The sequence below is a fragment of the Ideonella sp. P3_A4 genome (assembly GCF_056403075.1).
In genome coordinates this window covers 1-11,820 of the sequence record NZ_JBFUGE010000165.1, presented here as the reverse complement: position 1 = coordinate 11,820, position 11,820 = coordinate 1, and the positions used below count along the sequence as shown (strand labels likewise).

Annotated in this window: 13 protein-coding genes; 5 read left to right on the top strand and 8 right to left on the bottom strand. The window is 67.5% G+C overall.

Annotation, left to right across the window (positions count from 1 at the left end):
* Positions 1 to 598 (top strand): hypothetical protein (locus tag AC1DYI_RS15915; protein WP_477205105.1); only part of this gene is annotated, 598 nt, incomplete at its 5' end.
* 63 nt (positions 599 to 661) lie between these two features.
* Positions 662 to 1,267 carry a DUF642 domain-containing protein gene (locus tag AC1DYI_RS15910; protein WP_477205104.1) on the top strand — a complete coding sequence of 202 codons (606 nt, stop codon included), beginning with the start codon at positions 662 to 664 and terminating at the stop codon, positions 1,265 to 1,267.
* 6 nt (positions 1,268 to 1,273) lie between these two features.
* Here the strand turns inward: AC1DYI_RS15910 and AC1DYI_RS15905 are convergent, their stop codons facing one another.
* Together AC1DYI_RS15905 and AC1DYI_RS15900 are read right to left on the bottom strand one after the other, a co-directional pair.
* Positions 1,274 to 2,182 carry a hypothetical protein gene (locus AC1DYI_RS15905; protein WP_477205103.1) on the bottom strand — a complete coding sequence of 303 codons (909 nt, stop codon included), beginning with the start codon at positions 2,180 to 2,182 and terminating at the stop codon, positions 1,274 to 1,276.
* 57 nt (positions 2,183 to 2,239) lie between these two features.
* On the bottom strand, positions 2,240 to 3,412 hold the full coding sequence (locus AC1DYI_RS15900) for a cellulase family glycosylhydrolase (protein ID WP_477205102.1): 1,173 nt from the start codon (positions 3,410 to 3,412) through the stop codon (positions 2,240 to 2,242).
* A 155-nt stretch (positions 3,413 to 3,567) separates the two neighbouring features.
* Between AC1DYI_RS15900 and AC1DYI_RS15895 the strand changes: the two genes are divergently transcribed.
* From AC1DYI_RS15895 to AC1DYI_RS15885, 3 genes are all read left to right on the top strand, one after another.
* On the top strand, positions 3,568 to 4,038 hold the full coding sequence (locus AC1DYI_RS15895) for a group II truncated hemoglobin (protein ID WP_477205101.1): 471 nt from the start codon (positions 3,568 to 3,570) through the stop codon (positions 4,036 to 4,038).
* A gap of 353 nt (positions 4,039 to 4,391) precedes the next feature.
* Positions 4,392 to 4,904: a MarR family winged helix-turn-helix transcriptional regulator gene (locus AC1DYI_RS15890; protein WP_477205100.1), complete on the top strand. Its 513-nt coding sequence runs from the start codon at positions 4,392 to 4,394 to the stop codon at positions 4,902 to 4,904.
* Positions 4,888 to 5,577, top strand: a complete 690-nt coding sequence (locus tag AC1DYI_RS15885; protein WP_477205099.1) for a GNAT family N-acetyltransferase — start codon at positions 4,888 to 4,890, stop codon at positions 5,575 to 5,577. Before AC1DYI_RS15890 ends, AC1DYI_RS15885 begins: the two co-directional genes overlap by 17 nt.
* Here AC1DYI_RS15885 and AC1DYI_RS15880 read toward each other — a convergent pair whose 3' ends face one another.
* From AC1DYI_RS15880 to AC1DYI_RS15855, 6 genes are all read right to left on the bottom strand, one after another.
* Positions 5,578 to 5,880, bottom strand: a complete 303-nt coding sequence (locus AC1DYI_RS15880; protein ID WP_477205098.1) for a putative quinol monooxygenase — start codon at positions 5,878 to 5,880, stop codon at positions 5,578 to 5,580. It lies immediately after the preceding gene.
* Between the two features lie 84 nt (positions 5,881 to 5,964).
* The gene (locus tag AC1DYI_RS15875) at positions 5,965 to 6,777 is read right to left on the bottom strand and encodes a helix-turn-helix domain-containing protein (protein WP_477205097.1); all 813 of its coding nucleotides are present in this window, start codon (positions 6,775 to 6,777) and stop codon (positions 5,965 to 5,967) included.
* A gap of 13 nt (positions 6,778 to 6,790) precedes the next feature.
* Entirely contained in the window at positions 6,791 to 8,398 is a 1,608-nt protein-coding gene (gene garD / locus AC1DYI_RS15870; protein ID WP_477205096.1) for a galactarate dehydratase, read from the bottom strand.
* Positions 8,395 to 9,537 carry an L-talarate/galactarate dehydratase gene (locus AC1DYI_RS15865; RefSeq protein ID WP_477205095.1) on the bottom strand — a complete coding sequence of 381 codons (1,143 nt, stop codon included), beginning with the start codon at positions 9,535 to 9,537 and terminating at the stop codon, positions 8,395 to 8,397. Before AC1DYI_RS15865 ends, garD begins: the two co-directional genes overlap by 4 nt.
* 11 nt (positions 9,538 to 9,548) lie before the next feature.
* On the bottom strand, positions 9,549 to 10,796 hold the full coding sequence (locus AC1DYI_RS15860; protein WP_477205094.1) for a glycerate kinase type-2 family protein: 1,248 nt from the start codon (positions 10,794 to 10,796) through the stop codon (positions 9,549 to 9,551).
* A gap of 103 nt (positions 10,797 to 10,899) precedes the next feature.
* Positions 10,900 to 11,790, bottom strand: a complete 891-nt coding sequence (locus AC1DYI_RS15855; protein ID WP_477205093.1) for a 2-hydroxy-3-oxopropionate reductase — start codon at positions 11,788 to 11,790, stop codon at positions 10,900 to 10,902.
* Positions 11,791 to 11,820 lie beyond the last annotated feature (30 nt).

Below are 11,820 nucleotides of genomic sequence, written 5' to 3'. Positions count from 1 at the left end.
CCCCATTGCCCGCGCGCTGACTGCTGCTGGCCTCGTCTTCGGCGCCGTCTCTGCCCACGCTTTCGACACTGCCTGGGCTGACTGGACGACCGAGACCAGCACCACCTCTGTGACGGGCCGCCTGAGCCTGCCCAGCGGCATCGTCAAGGTCAAGTTCAGCGGCCCGACGATGTACTTCAGCCAGACCGAGGTCGGCGAGACCGACTACTGGTCTTCGGGCACGCCCGACGCCTACGCCGTCACCGGCGCCCCCACCGGCAGCGACCTGATCGCCTTCGTCGGTGGCAGCGATGCGCGGGTCTACAAGATCACGTTCAGCAAGCCGGTGACCAACCCCGTGATGGCCATCCTGTCCTTGGGCCGCAATGCGGTGCCGACGCGCTATGTGTTCAACCAGACGCCGACGCTGCTGTCGTCCGGCGTCGGTTTCTATGGTGGCTGTGCCKACTGCCTGAAGGTGAAGAAGAAGACGCTTACCGGCACCGAAGGCCACGGTGTCGTGCAATTCGTCGGCACCTTCACGACCATCAGCTGGAAGCAGCCGGACTACGAGTTCTGGCATGGCGTGACGATCGGCGCGCCGGTGGACGCTAACTGAGGGATGTGACGGTGGCGGCAGCGGCGCTAAGCTCCGCCGCTTTCAATCCACCAGGAGACCGATTTGACCCATCGATTCGCCACGCTGGCCCGCGCGGCGGCCCTGACGGCCTTCGCTGCCACCGCCATGAGTGCCCATGCCGCCAACCTGATCAAGGATGGCGGATTCGAGACGCCGATCGTGCCGGCCGGCGGGTTCACCAAGTTCGTCACCGGCGAAGTCTTCGGCCCCTGGACGGTCGTCGGCGTGCCCGGCGACGTGGCGATCGTCAGCACGACCTTCGTGCAGAACGGCATCGCGTTCAAGGCCAGGGCCGGCAAGCAATGGCTGGACATGACCGGCTTCCTCAGCGACCGTGCGACCGGTGTGGCGCAAACGGTGAAAACCGTGCCAGGCCAAAGCTACGTCTTGACGTTTTCGGTCGGCAATGTGGTCGACCCGAGCAACGTCTTCGGCACGACCAGCAGCGTCGACGTCCAGATCAACGGCGTGCAGCAGATGCGCGCCACCTACAGCGGTGGTGTGAACAACGAACTGCGGTGGAAGCGCTTCAGCACTAGCTTCGTCGCCACGGGCAAATTGACGACGGTCGCGTTCCTCAACGCCGATCCGCTGGACGACAACAGCAACGGCTTGGATGCTGTCACGCTGACGCCCGCGGCCGAGTGACCCCGGTCAGGGCTTGTTGCGGCGCATGAAGCGCCGCCAGGCCTTTTCGCTGAGCTTGACCGGCACGGTGCCACCCGCCGTCGTGTACTTCTCGTTGAGGCGGAAGTTGCGCACGGTGCCGACACCGTCGACCTCGCCGCCCGGTGTGCCCAGCGTGTCCCACCACAAGACCAGATTGAACGAGCGGTCGGCCTCCAGGATGCTGGCGACCGACTCGATCCATGCGGCCCGCCCGCTGTCGTCGGCATCGGCGGGCATGCAGATCACACCCAGCTCGGGCAGCCACTTCGGCCGTCCACCGGCGTCGTAAGAACGGACCTTGCTCAGCCAGGTCGCCGCATCGGGGTACACCAGGCCCCAGGTGTTGACGTAGGCATCGACGCCCCAGAAATCGCCGATGCCGGGGTCGTAGGTCGCGTACGAGCGGCCGTAGTTCTCGGTCCACTGCTTGGTCTGGATCGGCCCGTACTYCACGCGCTGGCGGATCGAAGCCGGCAGTGCCTGGATGACGTTCCAGTAGGCGCGCTGATGCTCGATGTAGGTCGAAGCCGGCATGTCGGCCTCGCACTCGTGGCAATGGGCGAGGTAGACCATCGGCAGGTCCGCTGGCATCGCCAGCAGCCAGGCCTTGAAGGCATTCGGGTCGTAGGTCTTGTGCGAGATGAACGGCACGATGCCCTGGGCCTTCAACTGCAGGATGCGTGTGTCCGTCCAGGCCGGCAGGCCGCCGGACGAAAACACACGCACCGAATCGATCAGGTCCGGGAAGCGCGCGAAGTGGTCTGCATACTCGGCCGAGGTCATCGTCATGCCGACCGACAAGCCCTTGCGGCCGGCGGCCGAGGCGGGGTGGAGCAGGGCGGCACAGAGCAGGGCGGCGCAAGCGGCGGCAGCACGGCGGCGATTGAGTGTCATCGGGCGGGTCTCCCTGGTGATGGGCGGGCTCAGGCCGCCTCGGTGGAACGCGCGCCGTCAGTAGCTGCGGCGCGTCGCGTGGTCTTGCTGCCAGTCTTCGACCAGCTGCGCCTGCGGCTTCTTCGAGCCGTCGTGGTTCAGGATCGCGAAGCTGTCCTGGTGCAGGTCGCCGACCGACTTGTAGGCCACGTAGGCCATGTACAGCTTGATCTGGCTGTGCGACACCAGCGGCCACGACTGCGGCGTGGCGGCTTTCTGCAAGCGGGCGAGGGCGCGGAAGATGTAGTCGGCTGCCTTGTCCTGCACGGTGGCCCAGGTCTGCGGCACACCCGCGGTGCCCACGCCGTAGCGCCAGACCTCGTCGATGCCGGCGTTCGAGTGGGCCGACCAGCCGATCTCGGTCAGCAGCGCCGATTTCGTACCGTCGCCGTTCAAACGCATCACGTCCAGCATCTTGGCGTTGCCGTAGTAGAAACGCTGTTCGGCGCCGTCCACGCCGGGTGGCACCGAAGGGTCGTCGGGCGCCACCTCCTGGTTGCCTTGGTAGGGGTGCCAGCCGATGAAATCACTGCAGGTCTTCAGCCCCAGCTCGTAGCAACGCTGCAGCCAGGCGTAGTCGCATTTCGAGACGCCCGGTGCGCAGACCTTGGCGTGAGGCGCGGCCGCCTTCACCTCTTGCCAGAACACCTTCAACAAGGGGATGTAGCGCTCCGGTGTGTTCTTGCCGGCCCCGGCGAACTGCTCGAGGTTCGGCTCGTTCCAGAAGTCGAAGAAGCGCACCTTGCTGCCCCACTTCCTGGCCACCCAGCGCGCCCAGGTGCGGATGCTGTTCGGATCGGTCGGGAACTGCTTGACGTCGTCGCCCGTGCCCGGCCTGGCCCAGGTGGGGCTTTGGTGCACCGTCACGAACACGTCGATGCCCTTGGCGCGAATGGCGTTCAGCACGTTGTTGATGAATGTGTTGTAGCCGCTCATCTGCGGTGCCGCGCTCGTTGGCTGCGAGGCCGACCAACCCACGTCGATGCGGATGCAATCGACACCGATCGAGGCGAGGGTGCCGAGGTGGCTGGTGAACAGCGCGTTCACGCTGTTGTCGGCGTTGCGGTACATATCCCACGGGTGGAGCTGCACGGCGAGCTGCGGTGAGATCCCGTCGGCGCCTGCCATCGTGCGACCGTGCCGATCACCCGCCCAGGCGGGGGACGTGCTGGCCATGGCGATCCAGGCCATGGTGTCGCGGCGGCTCGGACCACTGTGGCGCTTGCAAACCATCGGCAGATGGTATGGGCAGTCATGATGGTCGCGCCTACGAAGAACCGTAGAGAGCGCCTTGCGAATAACCCTATGGCGCACGCCAGCCCGCTGGCCCGTTAGATTGCGTCACCATGAGTGAAGCAAGCGTTCCAACGTTGTACCAGTGGGTGGGTGGCATCGAGGCGCTCAATCGCCTGACCGCCCGTTTCTATGAACGCGTGAAGGTCGACGGGCTGCTGGCGCCGGTCTTCGCGCACATGAACCCCGACCACCCTGCGCATGTCGCGGCCTTTCTGGGCGAGGTGCTGGGCGGCCCCACGACCTACTCCGAGCAGCACGGCGGCCACGCGCACATGGTGCGCCAGCACCTCAACAAGCACCTGACACAAGAGCTGCGCCGTCAGTGGGTCAGCCTGCTGCTCAGCACCGCGGACGAACTCGGCATGCCTGACGACCCTGAGTTCCGCTCGGCGCTGGTCGGCTACATCGAGTGGGGCTCACGCCTGGCCGTGATCAATTCGCAACCTGGTGTCACGGTGGATGAGCATGCCCAGATGCCCAAGTGGGGCTGGGGCGAGGTCAAGGGGCCCTACCAGGGCTGAGCCAATCGCGGGCTCGGTGGGCTCACCAACGGCTGTATGGCCCGTACGCTTCGTCACACGGCTGCCATCTCCCGCGTCTACACTGGTCTTCATTCGAGCGCAGAACCGGCCGCAACACTGGGCGGAGGACTGAGCAAGGTCCAGGGAACCCGTCACCCAGCGCTTCGAAGGCCAACACCACGCACCGCGTGATGTTCGGCAGGCAAGCCCGCCGCCAGCAATGGTCGCGGGCTTTTCTCATTCCGCTCCGCCCTCTGACTTGGCTCAATGCACGGCGCGCCCTGCCGTTCCAGCCAGTGACTTGCGCCGGTCGATACGATGTTATATAACGTGTTATAGACATTCGAAATCGCATGAAGCAAGACGTCGTCAAGGATCTGGGCCTGCTGGCGCTGGGCACCCGACTCAAGCGCATTGGTGAGCGCCTGCAGGCGCAGACCCAAGCGGTGCTGGAGTCTGCTGGCGTCGCCACGCCGGCCTCGCACTTTCCGCTGCTGGCAGCGCTGGACCGGTTGGGGGCGATGAGCGTCGGTGAGCTGGCCGAGGCGCTGGGTGTCAGCCAGCCCGGCGTGACCCGACAGCTGAGCAACCTGCAGGCGGAAGGCCTGGTCCAGGCCCAACAGTCGCCCGGCGACCTGCGCTCACGCACGATCGACTTGACCAAGACCGGCAAACAACTCGTGGCCCGTGCCAAGCGTTCGACCTGGCCCACGATCGAGGCCGCGGTGACGGACGCCTGCGCCGCTGATGGCCGGTCACTGCTGGCGTTGCTGACTGCACTGGAGCAGGCACTTGCAGAAGAGAGCCTGTGCGAACGCGCCGACCGTTTGACGTCCTCAAGAAAACGCAATGCAACATCCACTTGATCGCCCCGTGTGGGCCAGCCTGACGACCGTCCACCAGCCGCTGTCGGAAGGGTCGTCATGGGCCCGGCGCTTCGGCCGGCAGGTGAACGTCTTCGCCTCCGCGCGCGACGACAGCGAACACGCACTCGCCGCCTTGGCGGACATGGTCCAGCCGGGCGAGCGGGTCTACCTGTTGCAGGTGCCCGAGATCGTCGTGCCGCCTGGGCTGAACGTCGTCAAGCAGGCGAGGGGCGTCCAGATGGTGGCCACGCGCAGCCTGGCCCGCGATGTCGATCTCGCCGGCATCACGGGTCTCGCCGTAGCGGACGCGCCAGAGATGCTCGCGCTGGCCCAACTCACCGAGCCCGGGCCTTTCCTCGCCCGCACCCATTTGATGGGGACGTTCGTCGGCATCCGCGAAGGCGGTCGGTTGCTGGGCATGGCCGGCGAACGACTGCGGCTGCCCGGCTACACCGAGGTCAGCGGCGTCTGCACTCACCCTGACGCGCGCGGCCGTGGCTTCGCGCGCCGGTTGTCGGCGGCGGTGGCGGCGCGCATCGAAGCGCAAGGTGAGCAGCCGTTCCTGCATGCGTGGAGCAGCAACCGCGCCGCCATCGCGCTGTACGAGTCGCTCGGCTTTGTGCAGCGCGCCGAGGTCAACGTAGCCGTGCTCGAAAGGCCCGCCGAAGGGTGACTAACGCGCGAAGCCGCCGTGCCACGTGAGGGCTTGGATGCGCGGCGGTTCCTCGAGCAAGGAGGCGAAGGCTTCCAACGCACGCTTCACGCCGTCGCCTGCCATGTGCGCGGTGCCGGCGGCCGAGTCCAGGTAGCGCTCGTAGACCGTGAGCCGGTCCGGATCAGCGGCGTCGCGGTGTACGGCATACAGCGCCGCCCCCGGTTCGTTCATGGTGTCGCGGATCAATTGGTCGAGGACCTGCAACACCGTCTGGCCGTGGCCGCGGCGAGCCTGCAGTTCGCAATAGAAGATGGCTGTCATGGGGGGCTTGCTGGTTGGGTGGAAAGCCCGCATCGTGCGGCGATGGCTGGCGCGACGCTTGTACAAATCCGCAATCGGCCGCGGTCAGTCCTGAAGGCTGGTCAGGTAGAAGTGCTGCATGTCCGCGGCCCTGCTGCGCCATTCGCCCGGCGCCATGCCAATGAACGCCTGGCAGTCGCGTACGAACTGGGCCTGGTCGAAGTAGGTCGGGTGCAGCAGCTCGGTCATCGGCTGGCCGCGCGGCGCGAGCAGCATTGCCTTCACGGTGCGGCGGAATCGGGCCAGCCGGCGAAAGCGCGCGGGCGACACGCCGGTCGCGGCCTTGAAGCGGTTTTCGAACTGCCGCGCCGACCAGCGGGTGCACGCGACTGCCGCTGCTATGCCGCCTTCCGCCTGTTCCAGCCGCCGGGTGGCGACCTGCAGGCCGGCACTGCCTGGCCGCGGCGTTCGCAGGGCATGGAGCATGAATTCGTCGAGGACATCGGCTTGCGCCTCCAACGAGCTGGCACTGCTCAACTTCGACTGCAGCTTGTTCGCAGCCGGCCAGGCGCTGCGTGCATCGACCCACGCATCGGTCAAGCCGACAAGCGGACGGCCGAGCACGGCCTCAGCGGCGCCAGCCCGAACCCGCACCGCGAGGAACGACGTCGACCCGGATGCCTGCAGCGCCATCGGACGCTCGCGCACCGCCAGCAATTGGACGGGAGACCCGCCATCTCGTGGTCCGAAAGGCTGGCCTCGGTGAAAGACCAGCTCGACGCCACCGGGGCCTGGCAGCAACGGCGAAAGCGGAACATCGCCACCCGGAGGCGCCTGCCACGCCCAGTACCTGTCGATGCAATCGCGCAGCGCCGGATGCGGACGGCGACCGGCCCACAAACCAGTTCGGTCACTCATGCGCCATGCAACCTCAGGTCACCGGCGCCGGGTTGAACAGCACCAGCGCGTTGTGCAGTTTCCAATGCTCGGCCCAGGTCTTCTTGCGGCCGCTGGCCACGTCGAGCATGCAGCGAAAAAGCTCCCAGCCCACCTCTTCGATCGTGGCCGTGCCGTCGGCAATGGCGCCGGCGTTGATGTCCATCAGGTCGTGCCAGCGCCGCGCCAGGTCGCTGCGCGTGGCCACCTTGATGACCGGCACCGCGGCCAGCCCATACGGCGTGCCGCGGCCGGTGGTGAACACGTGCAGGTTCATGCCGGCGGCCAGCTGCAAGGTGCCGCAGATGAAATCGCTGGCCGGTGTGGCGGCGTAGGTCAGGCCCTTGGCCTTGAGTTTCTCGCCCGGCGCCAGCACGTTGGCGATCGGCGACGTGCCCGACTTGACGATCGAACCCATCGCCTTCTCGACGATGTTCGACAGGCCGCCCTTCTTGTTGCCGGGCGTCGTGTTGGCACTGCGGTCGACGCCGCCGCGCGTCAGGTAGGCGTCGTACCAGGCCATCTCGCGGATCATCGCCTGGGCTATTTCCGGCGTCGTTGCGCGGGCGGTGAGCTGGTCGATGCCGTCGCGCACCTCGGTCACTTCCGAGAACATCACGCTGGCACCGGCGCGCACCAGCAGGTCGGTGCAAAAGCCCACCGCCGGGTTGGCGGTGACGCCCGAGAACGCGTCGCTGCCGCCGCACTGCACACCGACCACCAGCTCGCTCGCCGGTACCGTTTCGCGCCGGCGTGCGTTCAAGCGCTCGAGGTGGACCTCGGCCTGGCGCAGGATCGAGTCGACCATGGACATGAAGCCGATGTGCGCGTCGTCTTGCAGGCAGACGACGTCGAGCGCCTCGTCGGCGCTGTGTCCGACGTCGGCGACGTTGCGCTCGTCAACGATCGAAAAGCTCCCCGGAGGCAGCAGCCGTTCGGGCTGCAACTTTTCGCACCCCAGGCTGACCACCATCACCTCACCGCCGAAGTTAGGGTTGAGGCTGATGTTGCGTAGCGTTCGGATCGGCACTGCCGCATCGGGCGCGTCGATCGCCACGCCGCAGCCGTAGCCGTGTTCCAGCGCGACCACGTCGTCGACGTGCGGAAAGCGCGGCAGCAGCTCGGCCTTGATGCGCTGCACCGCGAACTCGGTGACGCCGGCCACGCACTGCACTGTCTGCGTGATGGCCAGGATGTTGCGCGTGCCGACCGAGCCGTCGGTGTTGCGGTAGCCCTCGAAGGTGTAGCCCTCCAGCGCTGGCTGCGGCTCGGGTTTGACGGTGGCGATCGGCAGGCCGTCGAGACCACGCGCCTCGGGCATCTTCAGCAGCCGCTCGTGCACCCAGCTGCCGGCCGGAATGTCTTTCAGCGCATAGCCGATCGGGATGCCGTACCGGACCACCGGCGCTTCGGCGGCAATGTCCACGAGCGCGACCTTGTGGCCTTGCGGCACGCGATCGACCAGCACCAGGCCATTGGCCAAGGTGACGCCAGCGGCCAGACCACCGTCGTTGGCGACGATCGCCACGTTGTCGCGCTCCTGCATGCGGATCGTCAACGGGGCAGCGGACATCTCGTTCTCCAGGCCGGCCATCGTGTTCATGGGCGCGTGCCCACCTCGGCGCTCTCGCGCGTCCAGGCCCGCGCCTGCTCGCTCAGGCTGAGGCCGAGCCCGGGCCGGGTGGGCACCAGCATTCGGCCGCCCTTGATCTCGAGCCGCTCGTTGAACAGTGGTTCGAGCCAGTCGAAGTGCTCGACCCACGGCTCGGTTGGGTAGGCCGCCGCCAGGTGCACGTGCAGTTCCATCGCGAAGTGCGGCCCCAGCATCAAGCCGGCGTGCTCGGCCTGCGCCGCGATCTTCAGGAAGGGCGTGATGCCGCCCACACGGGGGGCATCGGGCATCAGGTAGTCGGCCGCGCGGTGGCGGATCAACTCGCCGTGCTCGGCGGCGCTGGTCAGCATTTCGCCGGTGGCGATCGGCGTGTCGAATTGCGCGGCCAGTGCGGCATGGCCTTCGTGGTCGTAGGCGTCCAGCGGTTCTTCGATCCAGACCAGGTTGTATTGCTCGAAAGTGCGGCACATGCGCTGGGCCGTCGGGCGGTCCCATTGCTGGTTGGCATCCACCATCAGCGGCACGTCGTCGCCCAGGTGTTTGCGCACCGCCTCGACGCGCCGGATGTCCAGCGCGCGGTCGGGTTGCCCGACCTTGAGCTTGATGCCGCCGATGCCGCGCTCGCGCGAGGCCGACGCGTTGAGCAGCAGTTGCTCCAGCGGCGTGTGCAGGAAGCCGCCCGAGGTGTTGTAGCAGGCCACCGAATCCCGGTACGAGCCCAGCAGCTTGGCCAGCGGCAGCCCRGCGCGCCGGGCTTTCAGGTCGTACAGCGCCACGTCGAAGGCGCCGATGGCCTGCGTCGACAGGCCGCTGCGGCCCACCGACGCGCCGGCCCAGCAGAGCTTGTTCCACAGCTTGGGCGTATCGCTCGGGTCTTCGCCGATCAAGGCCGGGGCGATCTCCTTGGCATGGGCGAACTGGCCGGGCCCACCGGCGCGCTTCGAGTAGCTGAACCCCAGGCCCTCGTGCCCGTCCTGCGTCTGGATTTCGGCGAACAGCATCACGATCTCGGTCATCGGCTTCTGCCGGCCGGTCAGCACCTTGGCATCGCTGATCGGCGTGGCCAGGGGCAGATAGCAGGACGAGAGGCGGACCCAGGCGATGCGGTCGGCGGTGTTGGACGCGGGCATGCGGTTCTCTTTCAAGAGGGGGCGCTGCGACCGTCGATGACGATCGCGCGGAAGTCGTTGACGTTGGTCAGCGTGGGCCCGGTCACTACCGAGTCGCCCAGCGTCTGGAAGAAGCCGTGGCCATCGTTGGCGTCGAGCCGGGCGCGTGGCGGCATGCCACGGGCCCAGGCGCGGGCCAGCGTATCGGGCGTGATGACCGCGCCGGCAATCTCTTCGGCGCCATCGACGCCGTCGGTGTCGCCGGCCAGCGCATGCACACCGGGCAGGCCGTCGAGCGCAATCGCCATCGACAGCAGGCATTCGACATTGCGCCCGCCGCGGCCGGGCCCACGGACGGTGACGGTGGTTTCGCCGCCGGACAGCAGCACGCACGGCGGCTCGAAAGGCTGGCCGCGCATGGCGACCTGGCGCGCGATGCCCGCGAGCGTCTTGCCCACGTCACGCGCTTCGCCTTCCAGGCTGTCGCCCAGGATGTACGGCGTCAGCCCGGCATTGCGAGCCACCTGCGCTGCGGCTTCCAGTGCCATCTGCGGCGCTGCAACGATGTGGGTGTCGGTGTTCGTCAGGCGCAGGTCGCCTGGCTTGAGCGTTTCGCCTTCGCCGCTGTCGAGCAGGCGCTCCAATGCTGCGGGCACGGCGATGCGGTAACGCTCCAGGATGGCGCGCGCCTGAGCGCAGGTGCTGGGGTCGGCCACGGTGGGCCCGGAGGCAATGTCTTCCGGCCGGTCGCCAGGCACGTCGGAGATCAGCAGCGTGAGCACGCGCGCCGGGTAGCAAGCGGCCGCCAATCGCCCGCCCTTCAATGCCGACAGGTGGCGGCGCACGCAGTTCATCTCGCTGATCGTCGCGCCGCTGCTCAGCAGCGCGGTGTTGATGGCCTGCTTGTCCGCGAGGGTCAGGCCCGGGCCGGGGGCGACCAGCAGCGACGAGCCGCCGCCGGAGATCAGCGCGATCACCAGATCGTCGGGCGTCAGCCCGTTCACGAGCCGGCCGATGCGCACGGCGGCGCGCAGACCTGCCGCGTCAGGCACCGGGTGTGCGGCCTGCACGATCTCGATCCGTTGGCAGGGCACCTCGTAGCCGTAGCGAGTGACCACCAGGCCTTCGAGCGGGCCGTCCCAGTGCTGTTCCAGCGCCTGCGCCATCGCGGCCGAGGCCTTGCCGGCACCGATGACGATGGTGCGGCCCTTCGGGCGTGCCGGCAGATGGCGCGGCAGGCACAGCGCCGGCTGCGCGGCTGCGATGGCAGCGTCGAACATCGCGCGTAGAAGGGGGCGTCGATCTGGCATGTTGTTCATGGGTGCACCCTAAGGCCTGCGGCGCGTGCCGCCAAGCGGGAAGAGGCCGCTGCAGGCGTCATCGTCAGGCTTGCGCCACTTCGTGTTTGGCCAGCAGCTCCAGCGCCTTGACCAGCGCCGAGTGGTCCAGGTCGGCCATGCCATTGGCGGAGCAGGCCTGCATCAGCTGCGCGGCGCCGGCCGTCTGCGGCAACGAAACACCCAGCTCACGTGCGCCTTGCAGCGCGAGGTTCAGGTCTTTCTGGTGCAGCCGGATGCGAAAGCCCGGCGCGAAGGTGCGCTTGATCATCCGTTCGCCATGCACTTCGAGGATGCGGCTGGAAGCAAAACCGCCCATCAGCGCCTGGCGCACCTTGGCCGGGTCGGCGCCGGCCTTGCTGGCGAACAGCAGCGCCTCGCCAACGGCAGCGATGTTCAGCGCCACGATGATCTGGTTGGCCACCTTGGTGGTCTGGCCGTCGCCATTGCCGCCGACCAGCGTGRTGTTCTTGCCCATCTTTTCGAGCAGCGGCTTGACCCGCGCGAACACCGCCTCGTCGCCGCCGCACATGATGGTCAGCGACGCGGCCTTGGCGCCGACCTCGCCGCCGGAGACCGGTGCGTCGATGTAGTCCGCGCCCGCCGCGTTGATCCTGGTCGCAAAGGTCTTGGTGGCCATCGGCGAGATCGAGCTCATGTCGACCACCACCTTGCGCGGACCACCCGCCAAGCCAGCGGCGATGCCTTGCTCTGAAAACAGCACGGCCTCGACGTCGGGCGTGTCCGGCACCATGATGAAGACGACCTCAGCCTGGCGCGTGACGTCGGCGGCGTTGGCGCAGGCCACGGCCGACGACGACGCCACCGATTCAGGCACGGTGCCACGGGTGTGGACGAAGAGCTGGTGGCCGGCGTCGACGAGGTGCAGCGCCATCGGCGCGCCCATGATGCCCAGGCCGATGAATCCGATGTTCATGCGAGTGTCCTTGCGTGGAAGTGAATCAGG